We start from the raw sequence: 15,625 nt of genomic DNA on the forward strand, positions 1-15,625 counted from the left end.
CCGCCGGGGGCGGGGGGCTGCCCGATCCGAGACAGACGGCGCCCCGCGCCGACAGGAGACAGATGCCATGCGCGATCCCAAACCGACCCTGATCCGCCCCGAGCCGCTCGCGGGCGGGGAAAGCGCCCCGGTGGGCGCCCCCATCATGCCCTCCGTCGTCTACGAAACGGAGGACCCCGACGCGCTGGACGCCCAGTACGAAGGGCGGCGCGAAGGGTTCGCCTATGCCCGCGAGGGACACCCGAACGCGGCAGCGCTGGCGCGGCGGATCGCGGCGATGGAAGGGGTGGGCGCGGGCGTCACCGTGGGCTCGGGCATGGCGGCGGTGAGCGCCGCGCTTCTGGGCCTTCTCCGGGCCGGCGACCACATCCTGGGGGGCGACCAGCTTTACGGCCGCTCGCTTCGGCTCTTGTCCGAGGACCTGCCCCGGCTGGGGATCGCGACGGGCTTCGTCGACGCGGGCGACGCGGCGGCGGTCGAGGCCGCGCTGAGGCCCGAGACGCGGATGATCCTGATCGAGGTGGTCTCGAACCCGACGCTGCGCGTGGCGGACCTCGAGGGCATCGCGCGGCTCGCGAGGGCGCGCGGCATCCTGCTGGCGGTGGACAACACCTTCACCACGCCGCGCGCGATCCGGCCCGCCGAGCACGGCGCCGACATCGTGATCCAGTCGGTGACCAAACTGCTGTCGGGCCACTCCGACGCCACGCTCGGCTGGGTGGGCGCGCGCGACGCGGCGCTTCTGCGGCGCATGGAGGCCTTCGCGGTCACGGCGGGCATGACGGCGAGCCCCTTCGACTGCTGGCTGGCCGAGCGGGGCCTTGCCACCTTCCCGCTGCGCTTCGACCGGGCGGAGGCGACGGCGGCCGCGGTCGCGGACGCGCTGGCCGCGATGCCGGGCGTGCGCCGGGTGATCTATCCCGGCCGGGACGATCATCCGGACGCGGCGCGCGCGCGGGCGCTCCTCGGCGCGCGCTTTTGCAACATGGTCACCTTCGAGATCGAGGGCGGGCGCGCCGCCGCGAACGCCTTCGTGCGCGCGGCCGGGGGGATCGCCTTCGCGCCGACGCTGGGCGACGTGGGCAGCACGCTTTCGCATCCCGCCTCGTCCTCCCATCGGGGGCTCGGCCCGGAAGCGCGCGCCGCGCTCGGGATTTCCGAGGGCACGTTCCGCCTTTCGGTCGGGCTCGAGGAGCCGGATGCGCTGACCGGAGCGCTCGCCGCCGCGGCCGATGCCGCGCGGCGCGCGGCGGCCTGACGGGGCGCCGGCTTTACTTTCGGGCGGGCGTCGGCAAGGCTTCGCCCGCCCGGTCCAGGGCGCGTGTGCCGCGCGGAACTGTCCTGTCCTGATGCCTGACGCCGTGATCTCCTCGATGGTCGATGCGCTGCCGATGCCGGCGGTGGCGATCGCGCGCGAGGCGCGCATCGTCGCCGCCAACGCCCCCGCGCTCAACCTGCTGGGCGACGGGATCGAGGGGCGCCATTTCGCCACGGCGCTGCGCCAGCCCCAGCTTCTGGACGCGATCGAGGCCTGCCTTGCCGATCGGAAGCGGCGGATCGCGCAGTTCGTCGCCAACGAGCGCGGGCAGGACGTGATGTTCCGCGTGAGCCTCGCGCCCGCGCTCTTCCGCCCGGGCGAGGCGCCGGGGCTGCTGGTGGTCTTCGAGGACGTGACGCACCTCGAGATGGCGGGCCAGATCCGGCGCGACTTTGTGGCGAATGTCAGCCACGAGCTGCGCACCCCCCTGACCGCGCTGCTGGGCTTCATAGAGACGCTGCGCGGGCCCGCGCGCGATGATGCCGCCGCGCGCGAGCGGTTCCTGGAGATCATGGAGGCCGAAGCCGGACGCATGAACCGCCTCGTGGGCGATCTTCTGTCGCTGAGCCGGGTGGAGGCGGACGAGCGGATGCGGCCCGCCGATCGCGTCGCGCTGCCGGATCTTCTGCGCTCCACGCTGCGCGGGCTCGCGCCGCTCGCGGAGGAGGCGGGGGTGACGCTGCACGCCGATCTTCCGGCGGAGGCCGGGGACATCACCGTGCCGGGGGACGAGGACCAGCTTCGCCAGGTCTTCACGAACCTTGTGGAGAACGCGATCAAGTATGGCGGCCGGGGCTGCGAGGTGACGGTGCGCCTCGACCGCACCGCGCATGAGCCGAGGCTGCGCGTGCCCGGCGTCGAGGTGACCGTGGCCGACACCGGCCCGGGGATCGACGAGCTTCACCTGCCGCGCCTGACCGAGCGATTCTACCGGGTGGACAATCACCGCTCGCGCGAGATGGGCGGCACGGGGCTTGGCCTCGCGATCGTGAAACACATCCTGAATCGCCACCGCGGCCGGCTGCGAATCGAAAGCACGCCGGGGCAGGGAAGCCGTTTCGGCGTGATCCTGCCGCTCGACTGACGCGCGCGCGGCGGCACTGCCGTCACGTCAGGGCCGCGCGGAACGCCGACAAATCGACGGTGTCATAAAACCGTTACCTACCTGTCACAAAAGCATTGCGGGGCGAACGTAGGTGGCGCTCAAGGATGCGTGATGCGCGTCCTGAAACCCGATATCAGGAGCTTATCCATGAATTTCGTGAAACTGACCGCCTCTTCCCTGGCGATCGCTGCCGTTTCCGCGACCGCTGCCGCCGCGCGCGACGAAATCCGCATCGTCGGCTCGTCCACCGTGTTCCCCTACACCCAGGCGGTGTCGGAGCAGTTCGCAAACGCAACCGAGTTTCCGTCCCCGATCGTCGAATCGACCGGCACGGGCGGTGGCATGCAGATCTTCTGCGCCGGCATCGGCGAGCAGCATCCGGATATCACCGGCGCATCGCGCGCGATGAAGATGTCCGAATGGGAACTCTGCCAGGAAAACGGCGTGACCGACATCACGCAGGCCAATATCGGCTCCGACGGCCTGTCGATCGCCATCTCGAACGCCAACGACTACGACTGGGATCTTTCGCTTTCCGAGATCTACCTGGCGCTGGCCGCCGAGGTGCCGGTTGACGGCGAGTGGGCCGAGAACCCCTACAGCACCTGGTCCGAAATCGATTCGCGCCTGCCCGACATCGAAATCGTCGTCCTCGGCCCGCCGCCGACCTCCGGCACCCGTGACGCCTTCGTCGAGCTGGCGATGGTCGAAGGCTGCCTCGAGCTGGACTACGTCGCGCAGAACCACGACGGCGACTGGGCCGAAGAGAACTGCGCGCGCATGCGTACCGATGGTCCCTTCATCGAAGCCGGCGAGAACGACAACCTGATCGTTCAGCGCCTGAACTCCGACCAGAACGCGATGGGCATCTTCGGCTACTCGTTCCTGTTCGAGAACCTGGATACCCTGAAGCCGGTCTCGATCAATGGTGTCGACCCCGACCCGGACACCATCGCCGACGGTGCCTACCCGATCTCGCGCCCGCTGTTCTTCTATGTCAAGAACGCGCATCGCGGCGTGATCCCGGGTCTGAACGAGTTCATCGCAGAGTACATGTCCGAAGACGCCATGGCGCCCGGCGGCTACCTGACCGAGCGTGGCATGGTCGCTCTCGGCGATGCGCGCCGTGCCGAGGTTCAGGACGCCGTTCTGAACGGCAAGTCCATGGAAGCGCCGGAATAATTCCGGCTTCTCCACGACCCGCCCGGGCAAAGGCCCGGGCGGGTCATTCCGTCTCAAGACGAAAGTCTCGCCATGACCCTCGCGGCCTTTGTCATCCTCCTCGCGGCGACCATCGTCGGGTATCTGCTCAACCGGCAGGCGGCGCGCGCGATCCGCGCGGGCGGCACGCGCCTGCATTCGCTGGAAAACTTCCACGGCCTGTTTTCCGCCCTGCTGATCGTGGTTCCGGTGCTGGTCGTGCTGCTTTTCTGGCTCGCGCTCGAGGGGCCGGTCATCGACAGCCTGGTGATGTCCGGTTTGCCGGAGGGCACGCTCGACGATCTGGGGACTGGCGCGATCCAGCTCATTCTCGCCGAGATCAAGTCGATCAGCCGAGATAACGTGTTCGGCACGCCGGAGGACTGGAAACTCGCCGCCGCCGACAGGCTCTTGCGCCTTCACGCGCTCAGCGACTGGCTGCTCGTGATCGTCGTCGCCACGGGATCGATCGCGTTGATGATCTACGCCCGCCGCAGCGTGTCGCCCGGCTTCCGCGCCCGGCAGCGGGTGGAGCGCATCACCTCGGGGCTGATGATCTTCTGTTCGACGGTGGCGATCTTCACCACCGTGGGCATCGTCGCCGCGCTGGCGTTCGAAACGGCCAAGTTCTTCTCGATGGTCCCCTTCACCGATTTCCTGTTCGGGATCAACTGGGAGCCGCAGATCCCGATCCGCGAAGACCAGATCGCGGCCGAGGGCGCCTTCGGCGCGATCCCGGTCTTCCTCGGCACGATCGTGATCGCGACCGTGGCGTTGACGGTCGCGGTCCCCGTCGGCCTGCTGACGGGCATCTACCTCAACGAATTCGCGCCGCATCGGGTGCGCCGCACGGTAAAGCCGGTGCTCGAGATCCTGGCGGGCGTGCCCACGGTGGTCTACGGGTTCTTCGCCATCCTCGTCGTGGCCCCCGCGCTGCGCACGTTCGGGCAGAACCTCGGCCTCGACGTTTCGCCCAACACCGCGTTGGCGGCGGGCAGCGTGATGGGCATCATGCTGATCCCGTTCATCTCGTCCTTCGCCGACGACGCGCTTTCGGCGGTGCCGCAAAGCCTGCGTGACGGCTCGCTCGCTCTGGGGGCGACGCGTGCGGAGACGATGCTGAACGTGCTCTTTCCCGCCGCGATCCCCGGCATCGTGGGCGGTGTGCTTCTGGCCGTCAGCCGCGCCATCGGCGAGACGATGATCGTGGTGATGGCCGCCGGCCTGATCGCGAAGATGACGATCAACCCGCTCGACAGCGTGACCGCGGTGACGGTGCAGATCGTCACGCTGCTGATCGGCGACACGGCCTTCGACAACCCCAAGACGCTGGCGGCCTTCGCGCTGGGCATGGTGCTCTTCGTCGCGACGCTGCTGATCAACGTCCTCGCCTTGCGGATCGTCCGCAAGTATCGTGAAATCTACGACTGAGGCCCGCGCACCCATGACCGACACAACGCCTGACAGCGGCGCCGGCCCGCGCCCGATCAACGCCACCACGGATGCGGTGCGCAAGAGCCTCTCGCGGCGCAACCGCAAGCAGCTCATCCTGCAGGGGCTCGGTATCGCCGCGATCTCCTTCGCGATGCTGATGCTGGTGATCCTGATCGGCTCTCTCGTCAGCACGGGCTACCAGGCGTTCACCCAGACGCATGTCGAGCTCGAGGTCTATGTGGACCCAGACGAGATCAGCGAGGAAAACCTGCCCCGCGGGGGGTTCCGGGACGTGCTGAGCGACTCCATGGGGCAGTATTTCCCCGACGTGGACATGTCGGACCGCGTGGCGGCCCGCGAGGTCTCGTCGATCCTGTCGAACGGGGCACAGTTCACCCTGCGGGACAGGATTGTGGCCGACCCGTCGCTGATCGGAGAGACGATCACGTTGAACGTGCCGGTTTCGGACCCCTACGACCAGCTCGCCAAGGGCCTGGTGAAGCGCGACACGCCCGAGGCGAACCGGCGGCTCGACGACGCCGCGATCGAGCGGTTCGACCGGCTGGACGAGCTGGGGATGGTGTCGAAACCCCTCAATACCCGGCTGATCACCAATGCCGACTCGCGCTTCCCCGAACTCGCGGGGCTGAAGGGCGCGCTGGTCGGTTCCTTCTGGGCGCTGCTCACCTGTTTCCTGATTTCCTTCCCGCTGGGCATCGGCGCGGCGATCTATCTGGAGGAATTCGCGCCGAAGAACCGCGTCAGCGACTTCATCGAGGTCAACATCAACAACCTCGCCGCGGTGCCCTCGGTGGTGTTCGGCCTGCTCGCGCTCGCCGTCTTCATCAACTGGTTCGGCCTGCCGCGCTCGGCCCCCTTCGTGGGCGGGCTGACGCTGGCGCTGATGACGCTGCCGACGATCATCATCGCGACCCGTGCGGCACTGAAGGCGGTGCCGCCGTCGATCCGCGAGGCGGCGCTCGGCGTGGGCGCCTCGAAGCACCAGGTCGTCTTCCAGCACGTCCTGCCGCTTGCCATGCCGGGCATCCTGACGGGCACGATCATCGGGCTGGCGCAGGCCCTGGGCGAGACGGCGCCGCTTCTGCTGATCGGGATGAACGCCTTCATCACCTCGGCGCCCACATCGCCCTTCGACAGCGCCACCGCGCTGCCCACGCAGATCTTCATCTGGGCCGACAGCCCGGAGCGGGGCTTCGTCAGCCGCACCTCGGCGGCGATCCTCGTGCTGCTGACATTTCTCATTTTCATGAATGCGATCGCAATTTATCTCCGCAACAAGTTCGAGCGGAAGTGGTGACAGGACCCATGGCCATGTACGACGCACCCACACCGAGACATTCCGACGTGCAGGAAACCCACGAGATCAAGATCGCGGCCCGCGACGTCCAGGTCTTCTATGGCTCCACCCATGCCATCAAGGACGTGGACGTGGACATCGAGGACAAGACGGTGACCGCCTTCATCGGCCCCTCGGGCTGCGGCAAGTCCACCTTCCTGCGCTGCCTGAACCGGATGAACGACACCATCGACGTGGCGCGCGTGGAAGGGGACATCCGGCTCGACGGAGAGGATATCTACGATCCCGATATCGACCCGGTGCAGTTGCGCGCCCGCGTCGGCATGGTGTTCCAGAAGCCCAACCCGTTCCCGAAGTCGATCTACGACAACGTGGCCTACGGGCCCAAGATCCACGGCCTTGCGACCACCAAGGCCGATCTCGACGAGATCGTCGAGCGGTCGCTGCGCCGCGCCGCGCTATGGGACGAGGCCAAGGACCGGCTCGACGCGCCGGGCACCGGTCTCTCGGGCGGCCAGCAGCAGCGCCTGTGCATCGCGCGCGCCGTGGCGACAGAGCCCGAAGTGCTGCTGATGGACGAGCCCTGTTCGGCCCTCGATCCCATCGCCACGGGTCAGGTCGAGGAACTCATCGAGGAGCTGCGCCGGGACTACTCGGTGGTGATCGTGACGCACTCGATGCAGCAGGCCGCCCGCGTGAGCCAGAAGACGGCCTTCTTCCATCTGGGCAATCTCGTTGAATATGGCGAGACGGGCAAGATCTTCACCAATCCCGAGGATCCCCGGACCGAAAGCTACATCACCGGACGGATCGGATAACCCCATGAGCATGCTGGAAGGTCCCCACATCGCGTCGGTCTTTGACCGCGATCTCGAGACGATCCAGGCGCGGATCATGAAGATGGGCGGCCTTGTCGAGGCCGCCATCATGCGCGCCGCCAACGCGCTGGAAGCGCGGGACGAGGAAATGGCCGACGAGGTGCGCGAAGGCGACGTCGCCATCGACGCGCTCGAGGAACAGATAAACGACGAGTCTGCGCGCCTGATCGCGTTGCGCGCCCCCACCGCGGTGGATCTGCGCGTCATCCTGTCGGTGATGAAGATCGCCGGCAACCTCGAGCGGATCGGCGATCTGTCGAAAAACATGGCCAAGCGCACCACCGTGCTCCTGCAGATGCACAGCATCGACGGCGCCGCCTCGGCGCTGCGCCGCATGGCGCGCGAGGTGGAACTGATGCTCAAGGACGCGCTCGACGCCTACATCCAGCGCGATGCCGCGCTCGCCGAGGACGTGATCGCCCGGGACCGCGACGTCGATCAGATGTACAACGCGCTTTTCCGCGAGTTCCTGACCTTCATGATGGAGGACCCGCGCAACATCACCGCCTGCATGCACCTGCATTTCATCGCCAAGAACATCGAGCGCATGGGCGATCACGTCACCGGAATCGCCGAGCAGGTGGTTTTCCTGGTGACGGGCGAGATGCCCGAAGAGCTCCGGCCCAAGGCCGACCGCACCTCGGTCGATCCGAAATTCTCGCCCACGCCCGGAGACGACGCCGACGACGACGAGGCCGGGGATTGAGCCCATGCACGCCGATCAACCGATGGTGCTGGTGGTCGAGGACGAACCCGCACAGCGCGAGGTTCTGTCCTACAACCTGGAGGCCGAGGGCTTCCGCGTCGCCCGCGCCGCGAATGGCGAGGAGGCGCTTCTCGTCGTCGAGGAGCAGTCGCCCGACATCATCGTGCTGGACTGGATGCTGCCCAACGTCTCCGGCATCGAGGTCTGCCGCCGCCTGAAATCGCGTCCCGAGACGCGCGCCGTGCCGGTCATCATGCTGTCGGCCCGCTCCGAGGAGGTGGACCGCGTGCGCGGGCTGGAAACCGGCGCGGACGACTATGTCATCAAGCCCTATTCGGTGATCGAACTCATGGCGCGCGTGCGCGCGCAGCTGCGGCGCACGCGCCCGGCCACGGTGGGCCAGCAACTGGTCTTCGAGGACATCCTCCTCGATTCCGAGACGCACAAGGTCTTCCGCGACGACAAGCCCCTGAAGCTGGGCCCGACCGAATTCCGCCTGCTCACGACCTTCATGGAAAAGCCGGGCCGCGTCTGGACGCGCGAACAGCTTCTCGACCGGGTCTGGGGTCGGGACATCTACGTCGACACCCGAACGGTCGACGTGCATATCGGGCGGCTGCGCAAGGCGCTCTGCCAGCATGGCGGGCCGGATCCGCTGCGCACGGTGCGCGGCGCGGGATACGCGCTCGGCTAATCCGGCAAGCGCGATTTTTCCCCGCGCCGGAACGGCTTGCCGGGCTTTCCCGACGCGTCGCGGACCTCCGCGATCACGCCGAAGGGGGTTGAGCGCCCGGGGATCATCGGGTTCACTCGCCGCGCCACGCATCCGGACGGGAGGACCCTTGGGCAATCTCTGGGAAGAGACCGCGGGCGAGCCGGCGCTCGACGCGCCGCCCCTTCGGTCGGAGGTCGAGGCCGATCTCGCGATCATTGGCGGCGGCTTCACCGGCGCGGCGGCCGCGTTGTGGGCTGCGGGGCAGGGCGCGCGTGTCGTGCTGCTCGAGGCAGAGCGCATCGGTCACGGCGGGTCGGGCCGCAATGTCGGGCTGGTGAACGCGGGCCTCTGGCTGCCGCCGCAGGACGTGATGGACACGCTCGGGGCGGAGGCCGGCGCAAGGCTCAACGCGGCGCTCGCCGGGGCGCCGGAGCTCGTTTTCGGCCTGGCGGAATGCCACGGGATCGCCTGCGAGCCCGTCCGCGCCGGAACGCTGCATTGCGCCCACGCGCCAGCCGGGCTGGCCGAGCTGCGGCGCCGCGCGGGACAGCTGCACGCCGTGGGCGCGCCGGTGCGCCTGATCGGGGCCGAGGAAACGGCCGCGCGCACCGGCGCGTCCGGGCTGGCGGGGGCGCTGCACGACCCGCGCGCCGGGACGGTGCAGCCGCTGGCCTATGCCAGGGGCCTTGCACGCGCGGCGCGAGACCGTGGCGCGCACATTCACGAAAACGCGCAAGTCATTTCCTTGAATAAGGAAAACGGTTCCTGGCATGTCGGGACGGCGGCGGGCAAGGCGGTCGCCCCGCGGCTACTGGTGGCCACCAATGCCTACCATGTGCCATTTCCCGGCATGGCGGTGCCGCGGACCGCGCGACTCAGCTACTTCCAGCTCGCCACCGCGCCACTGGGCGCGGCAGAGGGCGCCGCGCTCTTGCCCGGCGGCGAAGGATGCTGGGATACCGGCCTCGTGATGACCTCGTTCCGCCGCGACGCCTCGGGGCGGCTGATCCTCGGCGCGATGGGGCTGCCGGAGCGTGGGGGCAGGGCGCTGCACCACGGCTGGGCCCGCGCGAAGCTCGCCCGGCTTTTCCCCGCGCTGTCGGGCGCAGCGTTCGATCACGCCTGGTCGGGCTGGATCGCGGTGACCGAGGATCACGTCCCGCGCATCCTGCGTCCCGCCCGGGGCGCGCTCGCCGTCTTCGGTTATTCCGGGCGCGGCATCGCGCCGGGCACGCTTTTCGGGCAGGCCGCGGCGCGGGCGCTGCTCGACGGGGACGAAAGCGTGCTGCCGATCTCGCCGGTGGCGCGCTACGGCGAAAGCGCGACCCTGACGCGAAGCCTCTATTACGAGACGGGGGCGCGCCTCGTGCATGCCTGGCAGCGCCTGGGGGGCGCCTGACGGCGTATCAGCATAAGGCGCATAATATATATTATGTTAAATATAGAAACCCGAACAAAGCCATGTGATCGCCAAGGTTTTCTGGTTCTCTTTGGCTGACGGATGATGGATAGTTGCATTCGATGAGCAGAATTCTTCTTCTGAACGGGCCGAACCTCAACCTGCTGGGCACGCGCCAACCCGAGATCTACGGCGCCGATACCCTGCCGCAGATCGAGGCACGCTGTGCGGAGCGCGCGGCCGGTCTGGGCTTCGATCTCACCGCGCGCCAATCCAACCACGAAGGCGCGCTGGTGGACGCGATACATGACGCGCGGTCCGATTGCGCCGGCATTGTCCTGAACGCCGGCGCCTATACCCACACCTCTATCGCGCTGCGCGACGCGATCGCCTCCGTGGCCCTGCCCACGGTCGAGGTCCATCTGTCCAACATCCACGCGCGCGAACGCTTCCGGCACCGCTCGCACATCGCGCCGGTCGCGATCGGCCAGATCGCCGGGTTCGGCCCGCTGGGCTATCTGCTCGCCCTCGACGCGCTGGCGGCGCATATCGAGGGAGCGACCGGATGATCCGCGAGCATCTCACCAGGATCCTGAACAGCCCCAGCGTCGAGGATCTCTGGGAACTGCACAGCAGCAAGATGGCCGAATACGGCTTCGACCGGCTGCTTTACGGTTTCACCTATTACCGCTCGGGCGCATCGCTTGGCGATCCGGCCGACTTCATCCTTCTCACCAACCACGCCCGCGCCTATACGGATGTCTTCGTCGGAGAAGGCCTCTATTTCCACGCGCCCATGGTTCGCTGGGCGCTGGAGAACGAAGGCGCGTGCAGCTGGTCGATCCTCGCCGAGATGATCGATCGCTCGGCCCTGAGCCCGCAGGAACGCCGCGTTCTCGAGTTCAACCGGTCCATGGGCGTCACGGCGGGATATTCGATCAGCTTCAAGGCCATCACGCAGCGGTCCAAGGGCGCGATCGCGCTGACGGCCCGGTCCGGCATGACGCAGTCCGAGGTCGATGCGATCTGGGACGAGCACGGCGACGACATCCTGGTGATGAACAACGTCGCGCATCTGAAGATCCTCACCCTGCCCCGCACGGCGCCCGGCCGCAGCCTGACCCGGCGCCAGCGGGAAGTCCTCGAATGGGTGGGCGACGGCAAGACCATCCAGGACATCGCGCAGATCCTCGGCCTGACGCCCGCGACCGTGGAAAAGCACCTGCGTCTGGCTCGCGAGGCGCTCGATGTCGAGACGACCGCGCAGGCCGTCCTCAAGGCCGCGTTCCAGAACCAGATGTTCGTGCTGGAAGCCTGAGCGGCAAGATTCTGATTCCCTGCGATTTTCCGGTGCGGCCGACGCAAGGTCAGGTTTTCCCGACTATGCTGCGGCGCCCCGATGGCGCACTGTGAGGGCGTTCGGGACGAGTTGGATCCGGTAGGATCACACCGACGGAGGCGCGCCACCACCCGTTTTCCGGGGATGGCGCGCCCTCCGAAGGCCGGGGGATCGGCTACCGATGCACCGGGCGCGCGACAGGCCCGGGCACGGCCTGTGGGAGCTGTCCTCGCTTCATCCCCGATTTCGGGGGCAGCGCCGGGAAGCGGTGCCGGATGGCGGCGCCGCTTCCTTTCGATATCTGTGGAATCGCGGTTCCTTTCGAGGCATCGAAAAAGGTAGGCGCGGCTGCCCGCACCCACCCTGAAGACGCTCGATCCGATGGACGGTTGCGTTCAGCCCTGCGCGGCCTTCGCGACCTCGGCGGCGAAATCCTCTTCCTTCTTCTCGATCCCCTCGCCCACTTCGAGGCGGAGGTAGCCGAGGATGTCCGCGCCGGCATCCGTCGCGGCCTCTTCGACGGTCTTGTCGGGATCGATGACGAAGGCCTGGCCGAGAAGCGTCACCTCGCCGAGGAACTTCTTCATGCGCCCCTCGATCATCTTTTCGATGACCTGCTCGGGCTTGCCGGATTCGCGGGCCTGCTCGCTCAGCACGGTGCGCTCGCGCTCCACCAGCGCCGGGTCGAGCTCGTCGGCGTTGAGCGCCTGGGGCGACGCGGCGGCGATGTGCATCGCGACCTGGCGGCCGAAAGCCTCGTCACCGCCGGAAAGAGCCACGAGCACGCCGATCTTGCCCATGCCGTCGGTGGCGGCGTTGTGGACATAGGACACGACCACCGGGCCCTCGACCTTGGCCATCCGGCGCAGGGTCATGTTCTCGCCGATGGTGGCGATCTTGTCCGTGAGCGTCTCGGCCACGGTCTTGCCGCCAAGGTCGGCCGACGCCAGCGCGTCGATATCCGGCGCGTCGAGCGCGGCCTCGGCCACCTTGCCGACGAAGTCCTGGAATTCGGCGTTCTTCGCGACGAAGTCGGTTTCGGAGTTCACCTCCACCGCGACGCCCTTGCCATCGGCGACCTTGACGGCCACGAGCCCTTCGGCGGCGGTGCGGCCCGACTTCTTCGCGGCCTTGGCAAGACCCTTGGTGCGCAGCCAGTCGATCGCCTGCTCCATGTCGCCGCCCGTCTCGGTCAGCGCCTTCTTGGCGTCCATCATGCCTGCGCCGGTCATCTCGCGCAGTTCTTTCACCTGGGAAGCGGTGATTGCCATGTCGGCTTCTCCTTGCTCATATCCGGTTCAGGGCGCGATACCCGCGCCCTGTATCAGTCTTGCGACACTGTGCCCTGCGGGCGGGCGGCGCGCGCCTCAGCTTTCCGCTGGCTGCTGGCCTGCCGGCGCGCTGTCCTCGCCGGCCTCGGCCAGCGCCTCTTCCGCCGGCGCCTCGGCGAGCGCGCCCACGTCGACGCCCGCGGCGCCAAGCTGGGCCGACATCCCGTCGAGCGCCGCGCGGCTCACCAGGTCGCAGTAGAGCGAGATGGCGCGGGCGGCGTCGTCGTTGCCCGGGATGATGTAATCCACGCCGTCGGGCGAGCAGTTGGTGTCCACGACCGCGACGACCGGGATGCCGAGCTTGTTGGCCTCGGCCACGGCGAGCGCTTCCTTCTTCACGTCGATGACGAAAAGCATGTCGGGCACGCCGCCCATCTCGCGGATGCCGCCGAGCGAGTCGTTGAGCTTCTGCTGCTCGCGCTCCATGCCGAGGCGCTCTTTCTTGGTCAGGCCCTCGAAGCCACCCTCGGCCTGCTCGTCGATGGATTTCAGGCGCTGGATCGACCGGCTGACGGTCTGCCAGTTGGTCAGCGTGCCGCCGAGCCAGCGGTGGTTCATGTAATACTGGGCGCATTTCTCGGCCGCTTCGGCGATCGGGCGCTGCGCCTGGCGCTTGGTGCCCACGAAAAGCACGCGGCCGTTCTTGGCCACCGTCTCGCGGATCGCGTTGAGCGCCGCGTCGAGCATCGGGACCGTCTGCGTCAGGTCGACGATGTGGATGCCGTTGCGGGCCCCGTAGATGAACGGCGCCATGCGCGGGTTCCAGCGCTGGGTCTGGTGGCCGAAATGCACGCCAGACTCGAGCAACTGACGCATGGAGAACTCGGGAAGAGCCATGTCTTCATTCCTTTCCGGTTTGTCCTGGGCAGCGGCAATTCAGGGCATCTGCCCCAACCGGTGGACGCGCAGGGATGTCTCCCCTGCCCGCCCGGCCCCTGCCTGCGGGATTTGACGCCGCGCACATACCCCCTCGCGGCGCGTCGCGCAAGGGGCCACCGCGTGCTTGCGCGGGAATGCGCCATGGGCCAATAGACCGGCCATGAGCGCCGCGCGTCCCGACATCCTTTGCATCGGCTCCGTCCTCTGGGACGTGATCGGCCGCACGGCAAGCCACATGGCGCCGGGGTCCGACCTTCCGGGGCGGATCGCCCGGGTGCCGGGCGGCGTGGCGCTCAACATCGCGGCGACGCTGGCCCGGCTGGGGCTGCGCCCGGCGCTGCTGAGCGCGGTGGGCCGGGATCCGGACGGCGATGCGCTGATCGCCGAATGCGCGGCGCTCGGCCTCGAGACGCAGCATGTCTACCGCTCCGACGATCTGCCCACCGATCGCTACATGGCGATCGAGGGCGCGAACGGCCTCGTTGCGGCCATCGCGGATGCGCACTCGCTCGAGGCCGCGGGCGACAAGATCCTGCGCCCGCTTCTCGCCGGGCCGCTCGGGCGGGCAGAGGCGCCCTGGTCCGGCATGGTGGCGCTCGACGGCAACCTGACGCAGGCGCTTCTGGAACGCATCGCCACCGATCCCGCCTTCGCCACGGCCGATCTTCGCGTGGCGCCCGCCTCGCCCGGCAAGGCCGAGCGCCTCCTGCCCTTCCTGTCCCATGGCGGCGCGGCGCTTTACCTCAACCGCAGCGAGGCGGAGATCCTGGACGGACGCGCCTTCGCATCGGCCGAAGAGGCCGCGCTGCGGCTGGTCGCGCGCGGCGCGCGGCGCGTTGTCGTGACCGACGGGGCGCGGCCCGCCTGCGCCGCGTCGGCGGAGGCGGTCGTCGTCGCATCCCCGCCCGCGGTGATGGTCACCCGCGTCACCGGGGCGGGGGACGCCTTCATGGCCGCGCACATCGCGGCCGAGCGCGCGGGCGCGGACGACGCGGCGGCGCTGGACCGCGCGCTCGGGGCGGCCGCCCTTCACGTTGCCGGGGAGACACCGCTGTGAGACATCCCGACATCGCCCCCGAGGTGGTCGCGGCGCTGGACGCCCGCCGCCCGGTCGTCGCGCTTGAAAGCACGATCGTGACCCATGGGCTGCCGCGTCCGCGCAACCTTTCCCTCGCGCGCGAGGTCGAGGCGACGGTGCGCGCGGAAGGCGCGGTGCCCGCAACCGTCGCCGTGCTGGACGGCCGGCTCAGGGTCGGGCTGTCGGACGCAGAGCTTGCCCGGCTCGCCCGGACGGATGGGGTGGCCAAGCTCTCGCGCGCCGATCTTGCGGCCTGCATGGCCACCGGCGGCACCGGCGCGACGACGGTCGCGGCCACCATGATCGCCGCGGCCCGGGCGGGCATCGCCGTCTTCGCCACGGGGGGCATCGGCGGCGTCCACCGGGGGTGGGAGAGCAGCCTCGACATTTCCGCCGACCTGCAGGAACTGGCGCAAACCCCGGTGACCGTCGTGGCCGCCGGCGCGAAGGCGATCCTTGATCTGCCGACCACGCTGGAGGTGCTCGAAACCCTGGGCGTGCCGGTGATCGCCGTGGGCCAGGACGAGTTTCCGGCCTTCTGGTCGCGCCGGTCGGGCCTCTCCGCGCCGCTGCGCATGGACGATCCCGCCGCGATCGCCCGCGCGCATCGGACCCGCGCCGCGCTCGGCCTCGCCGGCGGGCAGCTCGTGGCCAACCCGGTGCCGGATGAGGCGGAAATCCCCGCCGAGGAGATCGCGCCCCTCATCGCCCGGGCGGCCGCCGAGATCGCGGCGCGCGGGGTGACCGGCAAGGCGGTGACCCCTGCCCTGCTCGCCCGCCTGCTCGAGCTGACCGACGGGCGCACGCTCGAAGCCAACGCCGCGCTCGTGCTGAACAACGCACGCCTGGGCGCCCGGATCGCCCGGGAATTGACCGGGATGGCCTGAAATGGTTCCCCACTGCCCCGCCCGGCATTGTCCGCAAC

The 15,625-nt window shown here is 68.8% G+C and carries 15 protein-coding genes; 13 read left to right on the forward strand and 2 right to left on the reverse strand.

Annotated features, from left to right (window positions below; genetic code table 11):
* The first annotated feature begins 67 nt into the window (after nucleotides 1-67).
* The 11 genes from AB6A69_RS06695 to AB6A69_RS06745 all read left to right on the forward strand — a co-directional run bounded on the left by AB6A69_RS06695 (nucleotide 68) and on the right by AB6A69_RS06745 (nucleotide 11,391).
* Nucleotides 68-1,258, forward strand: a complete 1,191-nt coding sequence (locus tag AB6A69_RS06695) for a PLP-dependent aspartate aminotransferase family protein (RefSeq protein WP_371060188.1) — start codon at nucleotides 68-70, stop codon at nucleotides 1,256-1,258.
* Nucleotides 1,259-1,349: 91 nt separating this feature from the next.
* On the forward strand, nucleotides 1,350-2,402 hold the full coding sequence (locus AB6A69_RS06700) for an ATP-binding protein (RefSeq protein ID WP_371060189.1): 1,053 nt from the start codon (nucleotides 1,350-1,352) through the stop codon (nucleotides 2,400-2,402).
* Nucleotides 2,403-2,570: 168 nt separating this feature from the next.
* Nucleotides 2,571-3,605 carry a substrate-binding domain-containing protein gene (locus AB6A69_RS06705; protein ID WP_371060190.1) on the forward strand — a complete coding sequence of 345 codons (1,035 nt, stop codon included), beginning with the start codon at nucleotides 2,571-2,573 and terminating at the stop codon, nucleotides 3,603-3,605.
* 72 nt (nucleotides 3,606-3,677) lie between these two features.
* A complete protein-coding gene (pstC, locus tag AB6A69_RS06710) occupies nucleotides 3,678-5,054 on the forward strand; it encodes a phosphate ABC transporter permease subunit PstC (protein WP_371060191.1) in 1,377 nt (458 codons plus the stop codon).
* Between the two features lie 13 nt (nucleotides 5,055-5,067).
* The gene (gene pstA / locus AB6A69_RS06715; protein ID WP_371060192.1) at nucleotides 5,068-6,375 is read left to right on the forward strand and encodes a phosphate ABC transporter permease PstA; all 1,308 of its coding nucleotides are present in this window, start codon (nucleotides 5,068-5,070) and stop codon (nucleotides 6,373-6,375) included.
* Between the two features lie 14 nt (nucleotides 6,376-6,389).
* Nucleotides 6,390-7,193, forward strand: coding sequence for a phosphate ABC transporter ATP-binding protein PstB (gene pstB / locus AB6A69_RS06720; protein ID WP_371055428.1), 804 nt, complete (start codon nucleotides 6,390-6,392; stop codon nucleotides 7,191-7,193).
* 10 nt (nucleotides 7,194-7,203) lie between these two features.
* Complete coding sequence (gene phoU / locus AB6A69_RS06725) at nucleotides 7,204-7,959, forward strand: phosphate signaling complex protein PhoU (protein ID WP_371060358.1); 756 nt, start codon at nucleotides 7,204-7,206, stop codon at nucleotides 7,957-7,959.
* 4 nt (nucleotides 7,960-7,963) lie between these two features.
* Nucleotides 7,964-8,653: a phosphate regulon transcriptional regulator PhoB gene (gene phoB, locus AB6A69_RS06730; RefSeq protein ID WP_371038400.1), complete on the forward strand. Its 690-nt coding sequence runs from the start codon at nucleotides 7,964-7,966 to the stop codon at nucleotides 8,651-8,653.
* Between the two features lie 148 nt (nucleotides 8,654-8,801).
* Nucleotides 8,802-10,073 (forward strand): NAD(P)/FAD-dependent oxidoreductase, encoded by a 1,272-nt coding sequence (locus AB6A69_RS06735; RefSeq protein WP_371060193.1) that lies wholly within the window; start codon nucleotides 8,802-8,804, stop codon nucleotides 10,071-10,073.
* 122 nt (nucleotides 10,074-10,195) lie between these two features.
* Nucleotides 10,196-10,642 carry a type II 3-dehydroquinate dehydratase gene (gene aroQ, locus AB6A69_RS06740; protein ID WP_371060194.1) on the forward strand — a complete coding sequence of 149 codons (447 nt, stop codon included), beginning with the start codon at nucleotides 10,196-10,198 and terminating at the stop codon, nucleotides 10,640-10,642.
* Entirely contained in the window at nucleotides 10,639-11,391 is a 753-nt protein-coding gene (locus tag AB6A69_RS06745) for a LuxR family transcriptional regulator (protein ID WP_371060195.1), read from the forward strand. Before aroQ ends, AB6A69_RS06745 begins: the two co-directional genes overlap by 4 nt.
* A gap of 416 nt (nucleotides 11,392-11,807) precedes the next feature.
* Here AB6A69_RS06745 and tsf read toward each other — a convergent pair whose 3' ends face one another.
* Entirely contained in the window at nucleotides 11,808-12,683 is an 876-nt protein-coding gene (gene tsf / locus AB6A69_RS06750) for a translation elongation factor Ts (RefSeq protein ID WP_371060196.1), read from the reverse strand.
* A 96-nt stretch (nucleotides 12,684-12,779) separates the two neighbouring features.
* Nucleotides 12,780-13,580 carry a 30S ribosomal protein S2 gene (gene rpsB, locus AB6A69_RS06755; RefSeq protein ID WP_371038395.1) on the reverse strand — a complete coding sequence of 267 codons (801 nt, stop codon included), beginning with the start codon at nucleotides 13,578-13,580 and terminating at the stop codon, nucleotides 12,780-12,782.
* A 202-nt stretch (nucleotides 13,581-13,782) separates the two neighbouring features.
* On the opposite strand from rpsB, the gene AB6A69_RS06760 reads away from it, so the two are divergent.
* A complete protein-coding gene (locus tag AB6A69_RS06760; protein ID WP_371060197.1) occupies nucleotides 13,783-14,679 on the forward strand; it encodes a PfkB family carbohydrate kinase in 897 nt (298 codons plus the stop codon).
* Nucleotides 14,676-15,587 carry a pseudouridine-5'-phosphate glycosidase gene (locus AB6A69_RS06765; RefSeq protein WP_371060198.1) on the forward strand — a complete coding sequence of 304 codons (912 nt, stop codon included), beginning with the start codon at nucleotides 14,676-14,678 and terminating at the stop codon, nucleotides 15,585-15,587. Before AB6A69_RS06760 ends, AB6A69_RS06765 begins: the two co-directional genes overlap by 4 nt.
* The last annotated feature ends 38 nt before the right edge of the window (nucleotides 15,588-15,625 follow it).

Source organism: Rhodosalinus sp. 5P4 (assembly GCF_041365695.1).
Taxonomy (GTDB): Bacteria; Pseudomonadota; Alphaproteobacteria; order Rhodobacterales; family Rhodobacteraceae; genus Rhodosalinus.